Genomic DNA, 23,389 nt, shown 5'->3' with positions numbered 1-23,389 from the left:
TCAAGGAAATCAACAGATCAAGCATGGATGCGGAATTAACTTTTCATAAGAGGTTGCTGACATACTCAAGGAAATCAACAGATCAAGATGGGGGAATTAACTCCCAAGAGTATGCCAACTATCGTTCTTTCGCCTGAAATCCCGATGCTGACAAGATTAGCGTTAATGGCTTAAATAAAACTTAATCCATAGGTAAAAGACTTTATTTAACCCCTTTTCTAGCTACTTATATTTCACACATGCTGAGCGTTAGTTTGCTTCTGGGCTATTGAGTTGTTGGCGCTTTTCCATTAAATCCTTAACTAAGGGTGTAAGAATTAACTCCATTGCTAAGGACATTTTCCCACCTGGAACTACTAAGGTATTGATTCGCGACATAAATGAGCCTTGGATCATGTTGAGATAATAGGGGAAATCGACATTGTTGATGCCGCGAAAGCGGATCACCACAAAACTTTCGTCCAAGCTCGGAATATTTTTAGCGCTAAAAGGGTTAGACGTATCTACTGTGGGCACTCGCTGAAAGTTGATATGCGTACGGGAGAATTGTGGCGTCATGTGCTTAATATAATCGTCCATACTACGCACAATCGATCCCATTACCTTCTCACGACTATGGCCACGTTCAGAGGTATCGCGGATAATTTTTTGGATCCACTCTAAGTTGACGATAGGAACCATACCGATCAGTAGATCGACATGCTGCGCGACATTCGCTTCATCAGTCACAACACCGCCGTGCAGGCCTTCATAGTAGAGCATGTCGGTGTTTTCAGGCAGAGGCCGCCATTGGGTAAACGTACCGGGCATTTGGTTAAAAGGCACGGCTTCATCGAAGGTGTGTAAATAACTGCGTGTTTCACCTTGACCCGTGCCACTGTAATCGCGAAAACATTGTTCTAGTCGGGCAAAGTTATTGGCCTCAGGGCCAAAATAACTGAGGTTTCGATTCTCTGTTTGAGATTTGCGGATCATCACTTCCATCTCAGCGCGGGTAAAATGATGAAAACTGTCACCTTCGACAAAAGCGGCGTTGATCCCAAGTTGCCGAAAAATATGGCTAAAGGCGGTGGTAGTGGTGGTGGTTCCTGCGCCTGATGAGCCTGTTACTGCAATAATGGGATGTTTTGCTGACATGTATTCTACCTAACTAGGAACCAAAAGAGCCGCTTATGAAGAAGCGATAAAAACGCGAGTACTATTTATACGGTACAGAGGTAGGACGGGTCAATCTTGCTGCTGTGCTATTTGATCTGCCGAGCGTATGGCGAAGGACTCGTCGTCCTCGCTGTACTCTAGCTTTAGCTTCCCCTGTTTAAGTGCTTGTTGACATTGGACTATCGCTTGAGATAACTCCTGTTCATCAAGGCTGCTAAAGCTGCCATCTTCCACTTGGCCGAGTAAATACTCACGGATTAAATTGACTAGGGTTTCTTTAGGGAGTTGTAACAGGGTTTCATAGGGAATGAGCATCGGTATTTCCTTGTGCGATAGCGTCGCGATTGATTGGACTAACATTCGATTGGTCAAGGTTATACTTGCCCACTAGAAACTGTAAAACTCGGCTTTCTAGATAGTAATGGGGTTTCCAAGGCGTGCCGCCATCGATAAAACCAACATGGCCGCCATGGGCATGTAATTCGTATTCCACATAGCCTGATAATTGACTTGGACGCGGGATAACTGCGTCAGTCATAAAGGGATCGTCCTTGGCATGTATAATCAGTGTCGGTTTTGAGATGCGGCTGACAAAGGGCAAGCCACTGGCACGAGTATAGTAATCGTCAACACCATCAAAACCGTGCAAAGGCGCGGTGACTTTATCGTCAAAATCATAGAAGGTGCTTAAACGGTCAACCTCTAACTGACTTAGTGGCATAGATATAGCCAAGTCGGGATCGCTCAGCTTATGGCTTATTTTTTGTCGTAACTGTTTAATCAAATGACTTTGATAGACCCTTGAAAACCCGTGCTCTAAACGTTTTGCACAGGCCGATAATTGCAGTGGCGCCGAGACAACTACTGCGCGGGCTAATAAACTATCATCTTGATATTCACCTAAATATTTAGTCAGTACATTACCTCCTAAACTGTAACCCACGGCTAATAATGGTGAGTGTGGATAGGCATTTTTTAATATGGATAAACTAAACTGTAAATCGTCGGTGTCACCACTGTGATAACTGCGGGCGAGGCGATTGGCCTCACCTGAACAACTTCGATGATGATGTACTACCGCTGCCAACTGTTGTGCTTTACAGGCTTGCAGTATCCGTCTGGCATAATGGGATTGAGCACTGCCTTCTAACCCGTGGATAATGACCACAATCGGTTTGCCAACTTGTGGAAGCCCCTGCCAATCTAAATCGACAAAATCGCCATCGGGTAACTCGACTCGTTGCCTTTGTAAGCCAGGTTTAGCCACTTTAGTGAATACGGGTAAAATCGTTTGTATATGTGGGCTCTTGGCCCACCAAGGTGGCATAAAGATATTCGGCATGGGTATTTATCTTGGTATCGGCTATTGCTGAAAATTAAAACGTGTGTTTAATTTATACCTAATTATTTAACAATGTAGAAACTCGTATGTTGAGGTCGCTTAGGTATAAACTGGCCGCTATTGTAGCACAATTGTTTTTTATACCGATATTTGGACGGATAGTTAGGAGCAGCAAATGAAGCGACGAACCTTTTTAATGAGCGCATTTGCCGGTACGGCGGCGTTAGCTTTAGGGGTTAATCTCTATTCGCCCGAGTTTAGTTTACCCGAAGACAGTGAGGCTAAAGATTACCGTTTGCTATTTAGCGTGCTGTTACCAGTGATACTCGATGGCGCCTTGCCTGATGTAACAACCCACAAGTTAGCGGCGCAAAATCGCACCTTAGATGCCATTAAGCAATCCATTGCAGTATTGCCAGATGAGCAGCAAACCGAGTTGTTTGAACTACTGGATATGCTTGAAAATCGCCTTGGGTTACTGGTGCTTACTTCTAGTATGACGCCGTTATTAATGCGCTCTCCCGCTGAATTAACTGACATGTTAGAAACGTGGCGTCACAGTTATTTTGCGCTGTTACAAACGGCTTATTTAGGACTGCGAGAACTCATTATGGCCAGCTTTTATGCCTGTCCTGAGCATTGGAACCGTTTACATTATGCTAAGCCTGAGCTATTTAAATCGTGAGCGTTTTAACGTTTAAGCCCTTTAAACCTGAGTTCCTTAAACCTAAGTTCTTTAAAACTTGAGTATTAAATAAAAACTGACTTATAGGCGTATTAAAAGTCGAATAATAACAACCTTACCCGCGACAGTGGAGCACCCAAGTTGGCAATTATAGATCCCATAGTGAATGGCTTAAACTCAGGTTGGTTGCATACCGATGCGAGTCAATTGCAAGCAAACCAAACGTTTGAAGCCGATGTGGTTATCGTTGGAACGGGGGCTGGCGGCGGCGTTGCGGCTGAAATCCTCACCCAAGCGGGGCTGAGTGTCATCATGATTGAGGCGGGACCGCTGAAATCGTCTAGTGATTTTAATATGGAAGAGCGCGTCGCTTACCCTAACTTATATCAACAGGCGGCGGCGATGAAAACTGCCGACAAGGCGATTGGGATTTTTCAAGGTCGTGCTGTTGGTGGCTCAACCACTGTTAACTGGACCACTTCTATTCGCACGCCAACTGAGGCGTTAGCTTTTTGGGCGCAACATAAATCAGTTGCTGGACTCAATCGCGAGAGCTTAGACCCTTGGTTTGAAAAAATGGAGCAAAGGCTCAACATCCACGAGTGGAATTACGAACCCAATCGTAATAATGCCGCCCTAAAGCAAGGGTGCATAAACTTAGGCTGGGATTATACCGTGATCAAACGCAATGTAGCTGGTTGCTGGAATACTGGCTATTGCGGCATGGGTTGTCCGGTCAATGCTAAACAGTCGATGTTAGTGACCACGATACCCGCAGCGCTTGATAAAGGGGCGCAGCTGATCAGCCGCGCTAAAGTGATGAAGATTGAGCACCATAATGGCCAAGTTTTTGCGTTAAAAGCACAGGCGCTGGATACCCATTTACGCCCGACTGACGTTGAGCTGCTATTTAAAGCTAAACATTATATTTTGAGTGCTGGCGCTATCCATACTCCCGTGTTGTTGATGCGATCGCAGGTGCCCGATCCCTATCAGTTATTAGGCAAGCGTACTTTTTTACATCCAACACTATTATCAGGTGGTGTATTTGCCGATGCGATTAATGGTCATAGCGGCGCGCCGCAATCTATCTACTCCGATGAATTTGTCTGGAAAAATACCGCCGATGGTGAGCTGGGTTATAAACTTGAAGTGCCGCCAGTGCACCCAATTTTAATCGCCTCTAAAACCTTAGGCTATGGCGCAAGTCATGCCGAATTAATGTCGCAGTTCAATCAGTTGCAAGTGACTATTGCCCTTATCCGTGATGGTTATCATCCCGACAGTCAAGGCGGTGAAGTGCACTTAACGCCTAAAGGCTTTAATTTGGATTATCCGTTGACCGATGCCTTTTGGCGCGCCGCACGCCGCGCCTTTGCCAGTATGGCGGAATTACAATTTGCGGCAGGCGCGCTAAAAGTGCTACCGATCAGTGATGGCATGCCATATTTGTCGTCGTGGAAAGAGGTGAAAGAGAGTATTGCTAATATGGTGCTCGCACCGCTGCGCACTGTGGTTGCATCAGCGCATGTGATGGGCGGTTGCCCTTTTGGGGAAGATGAAAAGCTTTCTATGGTCGATAGTTATGGTCAATCGCACTATTTAGCTAATTTATCTGTAATGGACGGCTCTGTTTTTCCGACTAGCCTTGGGGCCAATCCTCAGTTATCGATTTATGGCATCACGGCACGTAATGCCACTAAGCTAGCCGAGAAGTTGACCGCTGGCTTAACTTAACTTTCAGCTAAGATATTTAGCAAAAATATCATCAAATCTATAACAGCATCAAACCTATGACAGTATCAAATAGTCTGCAACCATTTGATGTTGTTATTCTTTTCACTACGTTATAGGGCTGTTATGGCTTATCTCTACGTTGTGGTATTGAGTGTTATCACTTTGGTAAACTCACGGGTAAATGCCCTGTTTTAACTAAGATAATGGTTTCTTCTTTAACAAACGGGAAATGGCCGCTCATATGTGGACTACGTATCCAAGTGTGGCGCGGATATTCGCCCTGTTCATCTTGAAACTTACCCGTTAGCACTAATATTTCTTCGCCGCCAAAATGGCGATGGGGCTGAAAGACTTCATCTTTAGGCCATTTTACTAGCGCGGTATGCTCATGTTCAAACTCGTGCAGTGGCATAACTTGTAGGCCACCCATTCCTGCTAACCATTTAGTATGCTGGGTATTGAGTTTAACCACGTCAGTATCGCGCGGATCAAATTGATTAAGTTTCACAAAGATGATGCAACCTTCTTTACTAAAGGGCGCATGCTGGCTCCCCGGTGGATGGCGCAGATAACTGCCTGCGGGATAATCGCCATTTTCATCTGAAAATACGCCCTCAAGCACAAAAATCTCTTCACCAAACGGATGCTGGTGGGTCGCAAACTGCGAGTTCGCATCATATTTCACTATGCTACTGGTGTGCCCTGACTCTTTAGCTTCCCGTTCTAGCGGTTTGCGCCACACGCCTTTTGCAGGACTTGGCAGCCATGTTTGCTGCTGCGTATCGATAACGATGCGCTCGCTAAAGTTCATATTGAGCATAGTGTTACGCCTTATTTATCTTGAATGTCAGCACGTTAAGCGGCTTCATTTTAATCGTTGTGATATAAAGTGATAGGCCTTCAATATCGGTAACGTTAAATTAATAGCATTTCAAACATGAGCCACTGTTAATGTGGCTCACTTTTAATCTGCAAGGTTAAATCAGTTTCGTCCTGCCATCACGCCGCCGTCAATATCCCAAATGGCACCTGTAACCCAACTGGTTTCATCGGATAACAAAAAGCAAATGCTGTTTGCCACATCAAGCGCAGTACCTACTCTACCAATAGGATGAAAACCATTAAAGCTTGTCATGACTTGGTCAAGCTCTGCCGCGTCAATAAAAGCATGGTAGATGGGCGTGTTCACAACGGCGGGCGATACCGCATTCACTCTAATATTCTGGTCGGCAAGCTCCATAGCTAAGTGCTGCGTTAATGCATGTAATCCCGCTTTTGCCATCGAATACGCCGATGATGGTGTTGCTTTTATAGCTTGCTTGGCCCACATAGAGCCGATATTGACTATGCTACCCCCTCCGGCTTGGATCATTTTATGGGTCACTGCTTGCGTAATTTTAAATAGCGCTTTATTTAAATCCATATAAAGATCGTAATCAGACTCTGAATGGTCGATAAAGGATTTAGGATTAAAGTAACCTGCGGCATTGACCAAATAACCTACTTTTTGTTCGAGCTGGGCAATGTGATTAATCAGGCGATTGATATCCGCAGCTTGGTAAAGGTTTGCTTGAAAACCCTCAACCTTCACGCCTTGTGCGCGGTAAGCATTGTTAAGTGTTGCTACTGCAGTGGTGAGTTTATCTTGCTGATTACCCACAATCAGCAGTGACACACCTTGCTTAGCAAGTTGTTTCGCTGTTTCAAAACCAATGCCGCTGCTACCACCGACAATAATCGCAAGATGTGCGCTATTAAATTTCATATTTTTATCCTAAGAATGATCAACGTGATAATCTTATGAATTCAATAACTATTTTAACAGTAAGTACAAATCGGTAAGTCAGGTACTTTTTGGTACATCTTTATGAATAACAATGAAAAAATTATTGTGAGAAAAACGCCGCCAGAACGCTCTGCCCGTATGGTTGAGACTATTTATGGCTGCAAATGGTCATTAACGGTTTATCAGCTTTTGGCCAGCGGAGTACAGCGGCCAGGAGAAATGGTGCGCTCCGTTGAGGGGCTTTCAACTAAAGTGTTGAACCAATGCTTAAAAAAGAACATCGAATTTGGCATTTTAGATAAAGTTATTTTTAACGAACTCCCGCCACGAGTTGAGTATCAAGTGACCGACTTTGGTCAAAAGTTTCTGCACATTTTGGATGAGTTAGAAAAGTTGCAGCAAGAAATCGACGCCTAATCTTACGGTTGGCGTCAATGTTTGCGATATTTTTATGGTTTGAGTCATGAACGTTAATAATGGCAGTCGGTTAATCTTGACCCATACAAGTGAGAATCATTGACTGTTTAGTGATGGTTAACGGTTTTATAAGACAGTCGCTTGTCGCTACAAGTTTGTAGCGCTAGCGAGTGATGAGATGTATTAACTAAATTGCAGTTACACAGAATCTGTTACCCCCTCTCGATAGAGCTTAAATACCTTGCCATGCAGCATTCAATCGCTGCTGCGCGGTCAACGTGTCATGCAATCTAAGCGATTAGTAGCATTTAACAAAGAGGCTAGAAAAAGCGATCACATCGCAATATATCTGCATCACCGAGTGCCTAGGGCGCTAACATGCCCATACTGTTGACATCAGCATCACCAAGACCAAATAAACTTAAATAACTCACTAGGTTACTCGACTGGCCGCTTGGCAGTATTCCACTGAGTTGATTTAAAATAGTCCGCTGGGCTTTGCGCTCCATCATTAATTCGACATCCAGCATTTGCTGATATTCGTTTTCAGCTAGGCGAGTTTTAGCAAGGCGACGCAGGCGGCGATAGGGCGACACAAAGCGTTCATCCCATTCGTTAATTGCAGTCGCCAGCATTTGCCACTGCTGCACGCTATATTCCCTTGGCCCCGCAACATCGAGGGTAATATCTAAATATTGCGCCAGCAAAAGTAGGTTTACGTTGACCTGGCAACTGTCTTGTAATTCGAGGCATAGGGCTTTATTTTGCCCATAACTCATATCACACCATTGCCAAATTTGACTGTCTAATTGGGTTACATCTGACATACTTTTCCTTCAAACACTAGGGTGCTTTTATGCGCGCGTATTACTGGCTCATGATCTCAAGTTCAAGAGCGTCAATCTCTTCTTGCAACTCAAGCCATTGCATTTCACTTTCTTCTAAGGTTTGCGTCAAGCGAGTTCGTTCGCTAAGTACCGCGGTTAGTTTCGCTTTGTTATCTTGATCATATAATTCGCTATCAGCCAATAAATGTTCTAACTCAGCAAGGCGCTCGCTCAGCTTATGTTGATCGGTTTCTAACTTAGTTTGCTTACGTTTTAAAGGCGATACTTTTTGGCGTACTTCAGCTTCAAGACGCTTTTGCAGCTTTTTATCTGCAGCAGGTTTGAGCTCGTCATTATTGCTGTTTTGGCTAGAACTTGCCTTTGCTGCATCGAGCAACCATTGATGGTAATCCTCTAAATCGCCATCAAAAGCGCGGACTTCACCTTGATCAACCAGATAGTAATCACTACAGGTTAAGCGCAGTAAATGACGGTCGTGCGATACGATAACCATTGCGCCTTCAAAGGTTTGTAGCGCCATAGTTAAGGCGTAGCGCATTTCTAAGTCTAAATGGTTGGTCGGTTCATCGAGCAGTAAAAGGTTAGGGCGTTGCCATACCAATAGCGCTAACACTAAACGCGCTTTTTCGCCGCCAGAAAAGGGACGTACTGGTGAGAGCGCCATATCGCCGTTAAAGCCAAAACCACCTAAAAAGTTACGTAATTCTTGTTCTCTGGCATTAGGCGCTAAACGCACTAAATGCTGCATTGGTGTATCGTCGAGGCGTAAAAACTCAATTTGATGCTGGGCAAAGTAGCCAATATTGACGCCAGGATTCGGTTCATACAAACCGGTTAGTGGCGACAGTTGACCAGATAACAGCTTGATTAATGTTGATTTACCCGCGCCGTTACGGCCCAATAATCCAATGCGCGCACCCGGCACTAAGTTTAAATGCACTTTACTGAGTATTTGTTTTTCACCATAGCCAACGGCGACTTGCTCCATCTTAATCAACGGATTTGGCAGGGCTTCTGGCGCACGAAACTCCATATAAAATGGGCTATCGGCTTGTGATGGTGATAGTTCAGCCATACGCTCTAGCGCTTTTAAGCGGCTCTGTGCCTGCTTGGCTTTACTTGCCTTGTAGCGGAAACGGTCAACGAAGGATTGTATATGCGCGCGTTCTTTTTGTTGGCGCTCAAAGGCAACTTGTTGCTGCGACATACGCTCGGCACGAATACGCTCAAAGGCACTGTAATTACCTTTATAGAAATTGAGTTTTTGATTTTCAACATGAACGATTTCATCAACGATTTCATCGATAAAATCTCTGTCATGGCTGATTAGAATTAGCGTGCCTTGATAGGATTTAATCCAACCTTCGAGCCAGTACATGGTATCTAAATCTAAGTGGTTGGTCGGCTCATCGAGCAGTAATAAGTCTGAGCGGCACAATAGCGCTTGGGCTAAGTTAAGGCGCATACGCCAGCCGCCCGAAAAGCTTTTTACCGGATTACTTTGGTCGGCTTCACTAAAACCTAATCCTGCTAATAATGAACCCGCGCGCGAATGAATCGCATAACCACCAATAGCGTCTATTTTGCCGTGTAACAATGCAATCGCATTGCCATCGTTATCTTCTTGCGCCTTGTGCAATAGGGCTTCTAATTGACGATATTCGCTATCACCATCGATCACATATTCCAGCGCCGAGACGTCGAGCGCAGGGGTTTCTTGGGCCACAGTGGCAATTTGCCAGCCAGAAGGCAGGCTAAACTCACCTTTATCTAGGCTTAAGTGACCTAAAATTAATGCGAGCAGTGAAGATTTACCTGTGCCGTTAGCACCGACTAACCCGACCTTATGGCCAGGATAAATCGTCAGAGAGGTCTCATCTAGCAGGGTTTTACTGCCACGGATTAATTGCGCTTGGTTGATGCTGATCATTGACTACAACTTGGTTAACACGAGAATTTATCAGGGCACAGATGATAGCGTACAACCCTGTTTCAAACCACAACCTGACTCGATAACTCGGACAATTAATCGACTTTTCAGGATGATCTTTCGTGAATCGCATCACATCGCCCTAAGGCTTCATACTTTAAGGTAACGCTGGTATTCAAGCATCACTGTGGCAAAATAGCGGCAATTCATTCGGCCGAATCACTTGGCCTCGCTATCTGGTCCTTTATCTATTATGACAAACACTAAAATCAAAAAGCGTTTCGTAGCCGGTGCTAAGTGCCCAAAATGCAGTGCTAAAGACACTATTTTGCTCTACAAGGAAAACGGCATCGAAACCGTTGAATGTACTGAGTGTGACTACCGTGAACAGCAAACCGATGAAAAGGTTGCTGAAAAAGCCACCGGCGCTGTGATCGGCGTGTTTAAACCGGATTAGGTTTCGCTAGGTAGTCCAGAAAATTAGATTCGTAAAAAACTCTTCGATGCGCAGTGTCGATTGGCAATATTACTTCAGTGATACGACGCCTATTGTTTTTAAAATAAGCTTCCCAGAGGGCTCGTCGGTGGCATCCATGCCACCGACGGCCACTTCCGTAATAATGCTAATCCTAACTAACCCTCTCACTGCTCATTCTGCTAAAAAACTATTGCCTCAACGGCTCAAAGATTAGCCATTTTTTGTTTGATAACTAGAGATACAAAAAGTAATAGATACTAAAAAGTAAGACCTGACCATGAGGGATTGCAAACATCGTTACAGTGAATCAGACTTGCCTAGTCTGGTTCACGCGCGAACGCGATCATTTTTCATGAGCTTTGGGCTAACAAATCTTTGCCTCATTCCGTGTTTCAGTTCGTTAGCTTAATCAAAAACTCCCGCTCCTGTTACCATACAAATTCTCGTCTTTTTTCCTAATGTTTGATCCTGCCGTAAATCGCCTAACAATGTATGGGTATACAGTCGTATTTAAATTTAGGTATTTTGGGATGATTTGAAGACAAGAACAGTGCGCACTAACTCCATCAGCAACAAATAAAACTCTATAAAATCAGGTGACTATAGTCGCTGACTTTGAGTTAATCGGTTTGGAAAACGCGCATGCGCGTTTTTCCAGATGGTTTATTTGGCAGAAAGCTGATAAGTTCTTTTCATACAAATAGTTAACCGTGCGCGTTTTCACTGGTCCAACGAGGTAAACGCGCATGCGCACGAATAAAATGTTAGGCAATCAATGAACTACGGATTACGATGAAAGCTTTATTTATTGGTGCTGGGGCAACATATGACTGCGGCATGCCTCTTGTCTGGGAGTTGACTGCTGAAATAAGACGTTGGTTAACTCCTGAAAAATTAATTGCATTCAATAAAAATTGGAAGTCTCAAGGTGGTGGCTGGGATCAAGATGTTATCTCATGTGTTGTATCTCTATTAGAAAATGAGAATTTACATTATGAGAACATCATTGGAGCCATTGAAGTAGAGTGCTCTAGGGAACGAGATCAACTTAAGAGGCAGAGTTATCATGCTGCGCTTGGCTTTCTACTTCAGGCTGTATATGGCTTACTGATGGAGCGTCAGGTGAAGAATACGAGCTATGCATTGGCCGCGTTGGAAGACTTTTCCTCAATCAAGGAAATGGTCAACAATAACAAACCGCTTTGGATTTTCTCCCTGAATCATGATTGCATCATTGAAATGTTGGCGCTCAAATTAGAAATTCCATTAAAGTCAGGTTTTAATGAGGAAGTTAATATCCCGATGAAAACCGCCAACGGTTCGATATATAGCTTCCCCTTTGAAAGGTTAAGTCGGAAATCCATTGAAGAAAATCAATATGATTTTTTTAGACACGGTGAGTTCGGCATTAACCTTATAAAGCTTCATGGGGCCTTAGATATATTTGGCCAAAATGACGAGCTTAACTACCTGAAAGTAAAGTCCGCTACAAGTAGCCCAGACTCTCTATCTTCACAGATTCAACTACTAGATAAAATAAATCAAGATATTGCAGTCCGAGATGGAATTGTATGCACGAACGAAAATATCTATGAAGATGAAAATGGAGAAATTCAGTTTCTACGGAAAAGCCTGCTATCAGGCGCTCACAAGTTTACTAATAAACTAAGCCAGATAGCGCCATCTGAGTTTCTATCGCTTTTCAAAGGGAATCTGAATTATGCCAATGAGCTTATTTGTATAGGTTATAGCTTTGGAGACAAACATATAGACGATCAGATAGCAGACTGGCTATCCTTCTCAGCATCTAGAAAGCTGAATATTGTCAACCCAGGAATCAATAGCTGCCCTGAGAGAATGAAGCATTTATCTAGTCAGGTGACATGCAGCCCACTTGGTGCTGCTGACTTCTTTACCCAATTAAGCAATAAGAAGCCAACGGTGTTTCAAGCCATGTTATGAAAAGCTAGAACATTAGCTCGTGATAAAATAAAACGTGATCTGACAGAAAATGCCTAACAAGCGCATGTTGTCGGACTGGTTTTTCGCGGTGCTCCAAACCAGCCGCAAATACGGGCGTTATCTCCATAGAAATTTGAATCCGAAACTGACGAGTTAGAGCAAATGGGCTATCACGCTTTTGTCCCAAAGTGAGCCAGTGAATCACTCTACATCAGACTGATTCACGCGAGCCCCTAAAACCCGCCCTAATCCCCCGTTTGCGGCTATTCTGGGGTGGTTTTTCCCCTTAAGATGAATCAAATCTCTAGAGAACTGATTCATCTTCCTGTTATGCCCATTCTGACTAGTTATATCAAGTGTTGATTGGTTTGTAGTTGAAAGAGGCGTTATTAATAGAATATCTAATCCGAATCTGGTTAATTAAGAGTAAATTATCTAACAAGGTTATGCTTCATATTTTTAGATGGCGATACAGTTGTATGGGGTGTGAGAATGGCCATTGGGGCATCAGTGACCGTTGGCGACATGGATGTCGCCGTCGAGCCCTCACGGAAGAGTTTACGGCGTGTCACTGGGGAGGCAATGGCAAGTGATTAAACGTTATTCAGTTTTTCTTTCAAAACGCTTAAGTGATAAGTCTAGTTTAAGCTAGCTAGAACGCTTTGTACTCAATCTTCAACCGTTCTATTTTATCGAATGTTTAGGCCGTGATTTCGCGTTATTCTTTTGTAAACTTCCTTGTTATTCTGCCTCCATCAGCAAAGCGTTTGCGTCTTGTGTTAGCCGTATAATCTTGACGTTTCACGCACCGCTTTGCTCAACCGATAGGAGAGCAGCAATGAAAGTATTAAGTCAGTTTTCCGCCAAAGCCGCGATGGATGGCGATGGGGTCAATATTCGCCGTGTCGCCGATTTTGTGACGACTAAATTTGATCCTTTCTTGATGATCGATGAAATTAAATCCGATGATGAACAAGACTTTATTGGCGGTTTCCCCGCACATCCCCATCGTGGGATGGAGACCTTCACTTATATTCGCAAGGGCGGCTTTGAGCACCGTGACCAAATGGGCAATGTGAAGGCGATCCGTGCAGGCGATGTGCAGTGGATGAGTACTGGGTTCGGGGTAGTGCATTCTGAAATGCCGCTGGCCGATGCGGTTGATGGTCTGCATGGGTTCCAAATTTGGGTCAACATGCCTGCCAAAGATAAGTTGCGCCCCGCGACGTACCAAGATACTGCGGGTAGTGCGAGCGTTGAAGTGACTAATGACACAGGTGCTAGCTTAAAAGCCTTAGCGGGTGATTGGGGCTTTAAAGATCAACCGCTGATTAGTGCGACCATTCAAGGATTAGCGGGCGAAGCTGCTATTGCTGATTTGAGCTTAGCGCCAAACGCTGAGGCTACGCTTGATTTGTCTCAACATGAGTTGGTGGCTTTGTATTTATATCAAGGTGACTTAAGCAAGGGTGAAGATTCACAATGGTCACATCATCAGGGCGAGTTTTTAGTGCTCGATAGTCAAAGTGTGATCAAATTTAAAGCTGATGAGCGCGGCGCTGGCATGTTACTGTTTGCGGGTAAACCTATCCGTGAAAAAATTGTCCAGATGGGCCCCTTTGTGATGAACACCCAAGCAGAAATTCAACAGGCGATCCGCGATTATCAAGAAGGGCGTTTTGGCCACATCGCGTAATTTATTAAATTAGCCGCACTGAGTTAATTCTGAAGCTAAATCTAAGCCCTGACTTCTAGCAGGGCTTTTTTGTTGCTGTTCAATCCTGTGGTTTGCATTGCTTAAGGGCTTAGGTAAAAGTCGCGCTTTGTTGCTACAATAGCCGTGCTTTTGGGTTGAGCTGGCTTAGATTTTTAATCTAGCCTAAAGCTAACCTTAATGTAAATAAATCAGTTAAATCGATAAGTAACGCAATTTCAGTAACCTAGCAGCCGCTTCGTTACCTACCACAGGATATTCACCTTGAGCAACTCTGATACTAAGCCTAATCCATCAATGGCTTTTTCGACTCTTAAGCTAAAACCCGAACTGCTTGAGAACCTTTCTTCTATGGGCTACAACGAGATGACGCCAATTCAGGCGCAAAGTTTGCCGCCCATTTTAGCGGGGCAGGATGTGATAGGTCAGGGTAAAACTGGCTCGGGTAAAACGGCCGCTTTCGGCCTAGGGTTACTGAACAAGTTAGATGTTAAACGCTTTCGTATTCAAACCTTAGTGTTATGCCCAACCCGCGAGTTGGCCGACCAAGTGGCGCAGGAAATCCGTACCCTTGCCCGTGGTATTCATAACGTTAAAGTGCTGACACTTTGCGGCGGCGTGCCTATGGGGCCACAGGTTGGCTCGCTGGAACACGGCGCGCACATTATTGTCGGTACGCCGGGTCGTATCGTCGATCATTTAGATCGCAATCGCTTAGATTTAAGCAATCTCAACATGTTAGTGCTTGATGAAGCCGATCGCATGTTAGAAATGGGCTTCCAACCCGCCCTCGATGCCATTATCGAACAAGCTCCGCGTGAGCGCCAAACGCTGCTATTTAGCGCAACGTTCCCTGAGCAAATTGAATCGATTGCTAAGCAAATCATGTATGAACCGACCATGGTTAAAGTGGAAGGTAATCACGACAGCTTAAGTATTGCTCAGCATTTTTATCACTTAGACGATGACAAGGCGCGCATGCAAGCGCTGCAATTATTGTTGTTAGAACATAAGCCTGAAAGTGCGGTAGTGTTTTGTAACACTAAGCGCGAAACCCAAAAAGTAGCCGATGAGCTTGAAGAGTTAGGCTTTAGCGTATTGGCTCTACACGGCGATTTAGAGCAAAGAGACCGAGACGAAACTCTGCTGCAATTTGCTAACAAGAGTGCTTGTGTGCTGGTGGCGACCGATGTTGCTGCCCGTGGTTTAGATATCGATGCGCTCGATGCTGTGTTTAACTATCACGTTGCCTACGACACCGAAGTCCATATTCACCGTATCGGTCGTACAGGCCGTGCGGGTAGTAAAGGCGCCGCTTATACCTTCTATAACGACCAAGACGGTTACAAGATTGCCTTGTTAGAAGAGTACTTAGATCGCGAAATCACTAGCGAATCATTACCATCTGAAAGCCTGCTCGGTAACACGCCCGCCGCGCCAACCATGATCACTTTGCAGATCGATGGCGGTAAGAAAGAAAAGCTGCGTCCAGGGGATATTTTAGGTGCACTGACGGGGGATAACGGTATTGAAGGCTCGCAAGTCGGTAAAATTCAAGTAACCGATTACCGCGCCTATGTGGCGGTTAATCGTCAAGTCGCTAAAAAAGCGTTGAACAAACTAACGGGCGGCCGCATTAAGGGCAAATCTTACCGTGCTTGGCCGATGAAATAAGACATATAAGCTGAATAAGGTTAATTGAGAGCCGACTCGATAAACCTAAGCAGCGGTGATTTAAGGGGAGTGGACTTAGGTTCATTCCCTTTTTTATATAAAAAATCCGAATGTATTAAATACATTCGGATTTTCATTTAGGCCAATAAGCGGCTAACTGAGTGTTTTATACCAACAATCGTTATTAGTCATCAAAATTGCCTTTTCAGTCGATTTACTGGTTATTTCATACGGCGGCGAATTGCTGCCAAAGGTAATAAAAAGGCTGTTAACCAACCCAGTGCACCGCCACCTGACGACTCGACTTTTTTAGCATTCACAGTAATCGTTGCAGTACCTGGATCACTCTCAAGTTTTCCGTCAGAAGCGGTCACTGAGAAAGTGAATACGTGGTCGCCAGCAGGAGCCGCGAAGTTAATTTTGCTACCACCATTGGTAAATGCGACTTTAGTGCCACCAGTTTGTACCCAGTTATAGGTTAACGTGTCGCCGTCAGCATCTTTCGCATTGGCCTCGGCTGTGACAACATAGCCTTCTGTGCTGACCATACCTGCCGGTGAAACCGTGGGTTTTGTATTATTAATCAATACAGTTACCGTTGCAGGTGCTGAAGTGTTACCCATAGTGTCCAGTGCAACAACTTCAACTTCTATCGTTTTGCTTTGTTGATTAATCACGGCGTCAGTACTTAAACGTACCGTGCCATCCTTATCGACTATGACCATACTGCTGCTAGAACCTAAGGTCACAAACTCAGAGAACGGGCTGGTAATCATATCAGGGTCGGTTGCAGTTAATGTACCTATAACAGTACCTGCTGCGGCACCTTTATCCACTGAAAGTGTCACGTCTGCTACTGTTGGTGCAGAGTTACCTTCATCTGAAGTATTGGCTGTAACTGACATAGAACCTGAATCGGATAAGAGCATAAAGCCGATTGCATTGTCGCCAACTTCAGCTTTTAAGGTTGCACTTGCACCTGGTTTTAGCTCAGTGACTTCATTACCTTCGGTATCAAGGAGCATGGCTGAGGTGCCTGAACCATCCAATAGCAATGTTGCAGTTACACTGTCTTCATCGCCTGAGGGGGTTGGCGCCCAGTCATTATCTTCAGTGCGAAAACGAACCGTGATAGTTTTACCTAAATCGGCTTGAGTTAGCCCTAAATCTTCAAAACAGGCGGTGCTAGTTAAAAAGTCATTACCTGTCACGTGGTACACAGGTTCTAATATCGTACCTTCATCGCCATAGGGAGAGACTAAGCCATAAATGACTTTAGGATAAGCTTCATTAAACCAGTTCAAATTGGCTGTGGCTACGGTGTAATCCCACTCGCCATCATTATTGAGGTCATAATCGACTGAATAATTACCCGCTAAAGGATGAATAATCGGATCGCGCATTTGGAAGGTGTTATAAATCGCAATACCTGCATTACATGAGCCATCTACTAAAGTCTCACTTGATACATTGAGCAAGTCGTGACGCTTGGTGATATCTACTGGGCTAGTTGCTAACAACGGCGCTGTAAATGGATCGCTAATGGATGTTGCACCTACGTTGGTGAGTGTACGCACTAAACCATCGGCAGTTTTTTCGGTAGTCACAGATATGGCTGCCGCTGCTTTCGGTAAAATGTGATAAACCAAATGTAATGCTTTTTCTTCGCCATCCATGAATTGAATCGCGCCATCGTATTCTGATAGCGTAAGTGCTGTTGATGCATCCTCAGCAGTGCCATCAAGCTCATAGGATGATGTGAGCGTCCATTCAGGCAGCTTTGTTGGGTCAATCGTTGCGGTCACATCGAAGCTAACCGTTTGTCCCGCTGGGATTGTCACACTTGCTGGTAATTCAAAGCTCAGCGCTCCAGAATCGATATCATTTTGGAAACGTTGCTCGGCTTTGAGCGTATAGGTTTTCTCTGCAGTGGAGAAGTTTTTTACTGAAACCGTTTTAGTGACTGAAGTGGTTTTATTGAGAGCGAGCAAACCAAAGGCTAGTGCGGCTTGTTTCGTCTCTTTATTCCACGCGATAACAGGTAAATTAACTGCTTTTTCAATATCGACTAAACCTGAACCAATATAACTAATCGGTGCTAATTCGGCATCGGGATTAATCGATTTGGGTTCAAGTGTTACGTCGAGATTTGCGGCGTTCATCATCGTTGCTTTAATTTCAAAGGCATTACGATGAGGTAAGGCTTCACGTACGATACTGATAGCACCGGCTGTGATAGGGCTAGAGAATGAAGTACCACTAATTGGAGTTAAGCCATCACCTTTACCGGGTTCAGCGGTAAGGATATCGGTACCTGGAGCGGTAATTTCAGGTTTTAAAGTACCCGCAATAGAAGGGCCGCGTGATGTAAATGTAGCAATAGCACCCGCTGTCGTCACTTCAGTTGATGAAATACTAAAGGCAACATCGCCCGCAGCAAGAGCCGCTTTAATCGCATCACCGTCTTCTTTTGATACCATGACAGATGGAATGGTGATGCTATCATCCTCACCACCCATCACTATGGTGCCCGCAGCATTGTTTGCCACTACGACAAATGATGCGCCTTTAAGCTGAGCATTTAATACTTTAACGGCAAAGCCACACACACCACGATCGATTAGTACCGTTTTACCGGTTAAATCTTCAGTGTATGCGAGGCAACCATCCGTATTGGCGGCAGGATAGACCATTGGCGCTGTTGCATTGGTAAAACTGTACACATTTGATGTATTAAATCCGGCGCCAATAGCATCAAGAGCCCCGCCCATGAACATGGCATCTATTTTGCCAACTTTTGTGGTGGGGTGTGTCATCGCTCCAACTGATAGGGCGCTATTGGTGGTACTCGGGCCGCCAACGATAAAAGGGGTTGCGCCATCGTTACCCGCAGAAATAACCAGGTTAACGCCAAGCTGCACCATTTCATCGATTAATACTTGAACGGCGCCGCCATCGGTATCACCAAAATCGCCGCCTAAAGACATGTTGACAGTATCAACGCGATCACTGATGTCTCCATCGCCATTAGGGTCCATTGCCGCTTCAAGAGCATTGAGCTGTGCAATACCTGAACAAGTTTTTTCACAAATAGAATAAACCAATAGTTCAACGTCTGGTGCTACACCTACGACAGAGTGACTAACATGGGTACCGTGGTTAGTCGTGACGTCAATGGGGTTAGGATCGTTATTAACAAAATCCCAACCGCCAATCACTTTACCTTGTGGCCAATTAGGCGCTTCACTCTTAGCCGCAACGGCAGTGTTATAGTCAGCAATTAAGCCCGAACCGCCCAGCGCTTTGTGAGTGTAATCGACCCCTGTATCAAGAATGGCAACACGCTGACCTTTCCCTGAGGCAACGCCTGCTTCAATAACGGCTTTGGCTTTTATGTATTCAGCACTGGCGTCAACATTAAGCTTGTAGTCATAGACAGGTAATATCTCGGCGACTTCAGGATTTTTGAGTAAAGAGGTGATTTTTTTATAATCGCCCTGAACGATAATGGCGTTAACTAATTTTGACGTCGTAGCCACAACCTTAATATCGGCATCCATGCTCTGAATGGCATTTTTCACTTTTGATTGTGAACTTTCGATATTGCTCATTACTGACTGACGATTACCCCCTTTTAACTGACTCTGTTGGGCAATCGAAGGCGCTTTTAAGCGGATCAGCCAAGCAGAGGCTTGTTTTTGATCATTGCTTTTACTTTTAGTGACACTGAGACCCGCATACTTATCCGTTGTTTGGTTAGTTGTATTGTATTGGGTGGGTGTACCGGCAAGTGCTGCGCCAGATAATAGGGCTGCAGAGATAGCGATTGATAGTTTCGTTTTCACAACTTCTTCCTTGTCAATTAATACGTTAGCACTTTATTTTCTAAAGTGCTGACGGTCGAATTGTTATAGTTATGCTTCGCTCTTTGGCGATAGCAATAGAAGTTGTAACACGGAAAGATAATATAGTTAACAGTTTGTAGCGAAAAAGATGTAAATCACACTTTGCCGTATTTTGTGCTGTTTGTGTGTTTTTTGATGATGTTAAGTTATGGCTTAACGGCTCTTACTATGGGGTTTTGTAGGCTAATTAAGGTTTCTGTTGACTGGATTTCATCAATGGATTGAATACGATTAATCAATACATGTTGTAAACCATCGATGGATTGGCACATAACCTTTACAAAAATACTGTAATTGCCAGTGGTGTAGTAGGCTTCAACGACCTCTTCTAAGGCATTAAGTTTTGCAATCGCGGCAGGATAATCGCCCGCACTCTTCAGATTGATACCAATAAAACAACACACGTCATAGCCGAGGGCTTTGGGATTTACCGTGATCTGTGCACCGGTAATAATGCCCGCTTGCTTCATTTTTTCGACGCGCACATGAATCGTGCCAGCACTGACGCTAAAGCGTTTTGCAAGTTCAGCAAATGGCGTGCGCGCATCTTGCATTAGAGCTTCGAGGATATGGTTATCAAGTTGATCGCGTTGAAATGCGGTATCCATAATTAAATTCTCTATAACGTAATGAATTGTCATCAAGTTACGTTTTTTTCTAGAGAATTGCTATAGCATTTAGGTATATTCGCCGCGATTAGTGATCATTGTTCGCCTTGTGGCTCGCAAAAGGGAGCTTCAGCGTTAAAAGTCATGCTGATTGCTGAATATGGGTGTTTGATGGTGAGCTCTGCAGCATGCAATAACAAGCGAGGTGCTAATGATTTTGCCAGTGGATCAGCATAAAAACCATCCCCTAAAATAGGGTGACCCAGCGCCATCATGTGTACGCGTAATTGATGTGAGCGACCAGTGATGGGGGTGAGTTTGACCAGTGTTGAGCGTTTGGCACGACTTAATACTTGGTAGTGGGTCAAAGATGGTTTGCCCACAAGATGATCGACCTTTTGTTTAGGCCGATTCGGCCAATCACAGATCAGTGGATAATCAATACTGCCAGTATCATGTTTGATATGACCAGCAACTCTAGCAAAGTAGGTTTTGCTGGTTTCTCGATCATGGAACTGGCGTTTTAATTCACGCTCAGCGCTACGGATTAAGGCCACAACAATCACACCAGAGGTTGCCATATCCAGTCGGTGCACAATTTGGCTATGGGGATATTCGGCTTTAACACGGGCATAAACACTGTCGTAATGGGCAGGCGAGCGACCGGGCACAGACAACAACCCCGAAGGTTTGTTAATCACGATAATGTCTTTATCTTGATAAAGGATATCGAGCCAAGGAGTGGTCGGTGGTTGGTATATAAAGTCAGTCATCATAAGGCCTATTCGTCAATGCGCGGCAAAGATACCCTGCTAGGCCTGAGGGTGCAAGTGCAGCGCCTAAAGATTGCCAGCGACTTGAATCTTTCAGAGATACCTAAAGCACAGAAGTAAAGCGTATTTAGTTGATGATTTGCTGATAGAGCTAAATTTTAGATTTTGTTATACTCACCTCCTTTTCGTTATTGATGATTTTGAGCCTGTAAAGCCATGAGCCAGCCAGATATTTACACCCCTGAGAATCTTTCTCACGTTCATAACCGCCTTGAGTTATTGGCGCCTGCAAAAAATGCCGATTATGGTATTGAAGCCATTCGCCATGGTGCCGATGCGGTTTACATTGGTGGCCCAGCATTTGGCGCACGGGCAACGGCGGGCAACAGTGTTGAAGATATCGCGCGTCTGTGTACTTATGCTCATCAATATCATGCGCAAGTATTTGTTGCCCTCAACACTATTTTGATGGATGACGAACTGAGCGCCGCCGAAAAACTGATTTGGCAATTGTACGAGGCAGGGGTTGATGCGTTAATCGTACAGGATATGGGCGTGTTGCAACTTAACTTGCCACCGATTGCCCTGCATGCCAGTACCCAAATGGATAATCGCAGCCCAGAAAAAGTAGCATTCTTAGAACAGGTTGGATTTTCTCAAGTGGTACTCGCCCGTGAACTGGGCTTAAGCCAAATCCGTGATGTTGCAGCACATACCAATATGCAACTCGAATTTTTCATTCATGGCGCGCTTTGCGTGGCTTACAGTGGTTTATGTAATTTAAGCCATTCTTTTAGTAATCGCAGCGCTAACCGCGGTGAATGTTCACAAATGTGCCGTTTACCGGGCAATCTTAAGACTCGCCAAGGTGATGTATTGGCGCAAAACGAACATTTATTGTCCTTAAAAGACAATAACCAAACCGATAACCTCGATGCGTTAATCGATGCGGGTATTCGCTCGTTTAAGATTGAAGGTCGCTTAAAAGATTTAAGCTACGTTAAAAACGTCACCGCTCACTATCGCCAAAAGCTCGACGAGATTATCGCGCGTCGCCCAGAGTTTAAGGCGTCGTCCCATGGTCGTTGTGAGCACAGCTTTATTCCTGATCCCGAAAAGACCTTTAACCGTGGTAGTACCGATTATTTTGTTAATGAGCGTAGCCAAGGCATTAAAGATTTCCGTTCGCCTAAATACATAGGTGAAGAAGTGGGTAAGGTCATCGGTATAGGTAAAGACTTTATCCAAGTAAGCTCAAGCCATGAGTTTAATAATGGTGATGGTTTAGCATTTTTCCCAGCTAACTTTGCCACGGCAAAACAGTCCGACGATAAGTTGCAAGGCTTGCGGGTTAATCGTGCCGAAGGGCTTAAATTACATGTATTGCAAGTGCCACGGGACTTAAATGTCGGCATGACACTGTATCGTAACCATAACCAAGCCTTCGAAACCCAGTTAGCCAAGGAGTCATCTAAACGGATTATTGGTGTTGATTTACGCTTGACTGACACCGATGATGGCCTAGCACTGACATTGACTGATATCTATGGATTAAACGCCACCGTTAATTTAGCGGTCGACAAAACGCCAGCCACCGATATTGATAAAACGTTGCAAAATACTCGCACTCAGTTGGGTAAACTCGGTAGTACCGACTTTATTGCCCGCAGCATTAGTATCGATACCGCGCAAGCATGGTTCTTGCCTGCCTCAGTGCTTAATGGTCTACGCCGTGAAGGCGTTGCAGCGTTAGAGGCCGCCCGTGTGCAAGGTTATGTGCGTCCACTGCCGTGGAAACATAATCAAAATGCGGTGTATCCGGTTAAACATTTGAGTTACTTAGGCAACGTAGCAAACGAAAAAGCGAAAGATTTTTATCAACGCCACGGCGTGATTGAAATCCAAGATACCTATGAGAAAAATGGCGTAACAGAAGACGTACCATTAATGGTCACTAAGCATTGTTTGCGTTTTAATTTCAATTTGTGCCCGAAAGAAGTGCCGGGAATTAAAGCCGATCCTATGGTGCTTGAAATCGGTAACGATGTGCTTAAGCTGGTGTTTGATTGTCAAAAATGCGAAATGATGGTGGTGGGTGAGAATCGCCAAGTCAGAGGTAAAAAGGATCTCTGGACTGAAGCTTAAGTCAAACGGCTAATATCTTAAAGAATAAAAAAGTGCGTTTAATAACGCACTTTTTTTATATTTATTTTATAAACCAAAATTAGAGTCAGCATGAAATTGTTGGATACTTTGCCCACAAAACAGCAAGAATATATGTTTAGAGCATTCTATGTACTGCTTAATATAAAGTGATTTTTATTTGAACAATGAATCGATTTTATTATTCATAGGGGCTGATTAATTGCACC

At 44.4% G+C, this 23,389-nt stretch carries 18 protein-coding genes; 8 read left to right on the top strand and 10 right to left on the bottom strand.

Annotated elements, in window-relative coordinates; all coding sequences use genetic code 11:
- Window positions 1-249: 249 nt before the first annotated feature.
- The 3 genes from BW947_RS06390 to BW947_RS06380 all read right to left on the bottom strand — a co-directional run bounded on the left by BW947_RS06390 (window position 250) and on the right by BW947_RS06380 (window position 2,500).
- Window positions 250-1,137, bottom strand: coding sequence for a phosphoribulokinase (locus BW947_RS06390; protein ID WP_076497676.1), 888 nt, complete (start codon window positions 1,135-1,137; stop codon window positions 250-252).
- Between the two features lie 90 nt (window positions 1,138-1,227).
- Window positions 1,228-1,473, bottom strand: a complete 246-nt coding sequence (locus BW947_RS06385; RefSeq protein ID WP_076497675.1) for a YheU family protein — start codon at window positions 1,471-1,473, stop codon at window positions 1,228-1,230.
- Entirely contained in the window at window positions 1,457-2,500 is a 1,044-nt protein-coding gene (locus tag BW947_RS06380) for a hydrolase (RefSeq protein WP_076497673.1), read from the bottom strand. The genes BW947_RS06385 and BW947_RS06380 overlap by 17 nt, the downstream gene beginning before the upstream one ends.
- Before the next feature lie 175 nt (window positions 2,501-2,675).
- Here BW947_RS06380 and BW947_RS06375 point away from each other — a divergent pair, with 175 nt between their 5' ends.
- Window positions 2,676-3,185, top strand: coding sequence for a TAT leader-containing periplasmic protein (locus tag BW947_RS06375; RefSeq protein WP_076497670.1), 510 nt, complete (start codon window positions 2,676-2,678; stop codon window positions 3,183-3,185).
- A 141-nt stretch (window positions 3,186-3,326) separates the two neighbouring features.
- A complete protein-coding gene (locus BW947_RS06370; RefSeq protein ID WP_076497668.1) occupies window positions 3,327-4,922 on the top strand; it encodes a GMC family oxidoreductase in 1,596 nt (531 codons plus the stop codon).
- Between the two features lie 157 nt (window positions 4,923-5,079).
- Here BW947_RS06370 and BW947_RS06365 read toward each other — a convergent pair whose 3' ends face one another.
- Both BW947_RS06365 and BW947_RS06360 read right to left on the bottom strand, forming a co-directional pair.
- Complete coding sequence (locus BW947_RS06365) at window positions 5,080-5,742, bottom strand: cupin domain-containing protein (protein ID WP_076497666.1); 663 nt, start codon at window positions 5,740-5,742, stop codon at window positions 5,080-5,082.
- Window positions 5,743-5,904: 162 nt separating this feature from the next.
- Entirely contained in the window at window positions 5,905-6,687 is a 783-nt protein-coding gene (locus BW947_RS06360) for an SDR family NAD(P)-dependent oxidoreductase (RefSeq protein ID WP_076497664.1), read from the bottom strand.
- A gap of 102 nt (window positions 6,688-6,789) precedes the next feature.
- Here BW947_RS06360 and BW947_RS06355 point away from each other — a divergent pair, with 102 nt between their 5' ends.
- Window positions 6,790-7,125: a winged helix-turn-helix transcriptional regulator gene (locus BW947_RS06355; protein ID WP_076497662.1), complete on the top strand. Its 336-nt coding sequence runs from the start codon at window positions 6,790-6,792 to the stop codon at window positions 7,123-7,125.
- 365 nt (window positions 7,126-7,490) lie between these two features.
- Here BW947_RS06355 and BW947_RS06350 read toward each other — a convergent pair whose 3' ends face one another.
- Both BW947_RS06350 and BW947_RS06345 read right to left on the bottom strand, forming a co-directional pair.
- Complete coding sequence (locus BW947_RS06350) at window positions 7,491-7,952, bottom strand: DUF2390 domain-containing protein (protein ID WP_076497660.1); 462 nt, start codon at window positions 7,950-7,952, stop codon at window positions 7,491-7,493.
- Between the two features lie 40 nt (window positions 7,953-7,992).
- Window positions 7,993-9,903, bottom strand: coding sequence for an ABC transporter ATP-binding protein (locus tag BW947_RS06345; protein ID WP_076497658.1), 1,911 nt, complete (start codon window positions 9,901-9,903; stop codon window positions 7,993-7,995).
- A 253-nt stretch (window positions 9,904-10,156) separates the two neighbouring features.
- On the opposite strand from BW947_RS06345, the gene BW947_RS06340 reads away from it, so the two are divergent.
- The 4 genes from BW947_RS06340 (at window position 10,157) to dbpA (ending at window position 15,731) form a co-directional block, all read left to right on the top strand.
- Complete coding sequence (locus BW947_RS06340) at window positions 10,157-10,360, top strand: YheV family putative zinc ribbon protein (protein WP_076498043.1); 204 nt, start codon at window positions 10,157-10,159, stop codon at window positions 10,358-10,360.
- Window positions 10,361-11,173: 813 nt separating this feature from the next.
- Entirely contained in the window at window positions 11,174-12,343 is a 1,170-nt protein-coding gene (locus BW947_RS06330; RefSeq protein WP_076497654.1) for a hypothetical protein, read from the top strand.
- 838 nt (window positions 12,344-13,181) lie between these two features.
- Window positions 13,182-14,039: a pirin family protein gene (locus BW947_RS06325; RefSeq protein WP_076497652.1), complete on the top strand. Its 858-nt coding sequence runs from the start codon at window positions 13,182-13,184 to the stop codon at window positions 14,037-14,039.
- Between the two features lie 315 nt (window positions 14,040-14,354).
- Window positions 14,355-15,731, top strand: coding sequence for an ATP-dependent RNA helicase DbpA (dbpA, locus tag BW947_RS06320; protein ID WP_076498041.1), 1,377 nt, complete (start codon window positions 14,355-14,357; stop codon window positions 15,729-15,731).
- A 221-nt stretch (window positions 15,732-15,952) separates the two neighbouring features.
- Here the strand turns inward: dbpA and BW947_RS06315 are convergent, their stop codons facing one another.
- The 3 genes from BW947_RS06315 to rluA all read right to left on the bottom strand — a co-directional run bounded on the left by BW947_RS06315 (window position 15,953) and on the right by rluA (window position 21,017).
- Complete coding sequence (locus BW947_RS06315; RefSeq protein WP_076497650.1) at window positions 15,953-19,576, bottom strand: S8 family serine peptidase; 3,624 nt, start codon at window positions 19,574-19,576, stop codon at window positions 15,953-15,955.
- Between the two features lie 206 nt (window positions 19,577-19,782).
- Window positions 19,783-20,244: a transcriptional regulator AsnC gene (asnC, locus tag BW947_RS06310; RefSeq protein ID WP_006080290.1), complete on the bottom strand. Its 462-nt coding sequence runs from the start codon at window positions 20,242-20,244 to the stop codon at window positions 19,783-19,785.
- A 95-nt stretch (window positions 20,245-20,339) separates the two neighbouring features.
- Window positions 20,340-21,017, bottom strand: coding sequence for a bifunctional tRNA pseudouridine(32) synthase/23S rRNA pseudouridine(746) synthase RluA (rluA, locus tag BW947_RS06305; RefSeq protein WP_076497648.1), 678 nt, complete (start codon window positions 21,015-21,017; stop codon window positions 20,340-20,342).
- 216 nt (window positions 21,018-21,233) lie between these two features.
- On the opposite strand from rluA, the gene BW947_RS06300 reads away from it, so the two are divergent.
- Window positions 21,234-23,162, top strand: coding sequence for a peptidase U32 family protein (locus BW947_RS06300; RefSeq protein WP_076497646.1), 1,929 nt, complete (start codon window positions 21,234-21,236; stop codon window positions 23,160-23,162).
- Window positions 23,163-23,389 lie beyond the last annotated feature (227 nt).

This window comes from Shewanella morhuae, from assembly GCF_900156405.1.
Classification (GTDB): Bacteria; Pseudomonadota; Gammaproteobacteria; order Enterobacterales; family Shewanellaceae; genus Shewanella; species Shewanella morhuae.
Note: the sequence above shows the minus strand (reverse complement) of the source record. Positions and strands in the feature narration are given on the sequence as shown.

What these genes read in the sequence shown, in the direction of transcription:
- BW947_RS06390 (WP_076497676.1), bottom strand. Translation starts at nt 1,137, where the DNA reads ATGTCAGCAAAACATCCCATTATTGCAGTAACAGGCTCATCAGGCGCA.
- BW947_RS06385 (WP_076497675.1), bottom strand. Translation starts at nt 1,473, where the DNA reads ATGCTCATTCCCTATGAAACCCTGTTACAACTCCCTAAAGAAACCCTA.
- BW947_RS06380 (WP_076497673.1), bottom strand. Translation starts at nt 2,500, where the DNA reads ATGCCGAATATCTTTATGCCACCTTGGTGGGCCAAGAGCCCACATATA.
- BW947_RS06375 (WP_076497670.1), top strand. Translation starts at nt 2,676, where the DNA reads ATGAAGCGACGAACCTTTTTAATGAGCGCATTTGCCGGTACGGCGGCG.
- BW947_RS06365 (WP_076497666.1), bottom strand. Translation starts at nt 5,742, where the DNA reads ATGCTCAATATGAACTTTAGCGAGCGCATCGTTATCGATACGCAGCAG.
- BW947_RS06360 (WP_076497664.1), bottom strand. Translation starts at nt 6,687, where the DNA reads ATGAAATTTAATAGCGCACATCTTGCGATTATTGTCGGTGGTAGCAGC.
- BW947_RS06355 (WP_076497662.1), top strand. Translation starts at nt 6,790, where the DNA reads ATGAATAACAATGAAAAAATTATTGTGAGAAAAACGCCGCCAGAACGC.
- BW947_RS06350 (WP_076497660.1), bottom strand. Translation starts at nt 7,952, where the DNA reads ATGTCAGATGTAACCCAATTAGACAGTCAAATTTGGCAATGGTGTGAT.
- BW947_RS06345 (WP_076497658.1), bottom strand. Translation starts at nt 9,903, where the DNA reads ATGATCAGCATCAACCAAGCGCAATTAATCCGTGGCAGTAAAACCCTG.
- BW947_RS06340 (WP_076498043.1), top strand. Translation starts at nt 10,157, where the DNA reads ATGACAAACACTAAAATCAAAAAGCGTTTCGTAGCCGGTGCTAAGTGC.
- BW947_RS06330 (WP_076497654.1), top strand. Translation starts at nt 11,174, where the DNA reads ATGAAAGCTTTATTTATTGGTGCTGGGGCAACATATGACTGCGGCATG.
- BW947_RS06325 (WP_076497652.1), top strand. Translation starts at nt 13,182, where the DNA reads ATGAAAGTATTAAGTCAGTTTTCCGCCAAAGCCGCGATGGATGGCGAT.
- dbpA (WP_076498041.1), top strand. Translation starts at nt 14,355, where the DNA reads ATGGCTTTTTCGACTCTTAAGCTAAAACCCGAACTGCTTGAGAACCTT.
- asnC (WP_006080290.1), bottom strand. Translation starts at nt 20,244, where the DNA reads ATGGATACCGCATTTCAACGCGATCAACTTGATAACCATATCCTCGAA.
- rluA (WP_076497648.1), bottom strand. Translation starts at nt 21,017, where the DNA reads ATGACTGACTTTATATACCAACCACCGACCACTCCTTGGCTCGATATC.
- BW947_RS06300 (WP_076497646.1), top strand. Translation starts at nt 21,234, where the DNA reads ATGAGCCAGCCAGATATTTACACCCCTGAGAATCTTTCTCACGTTCAT.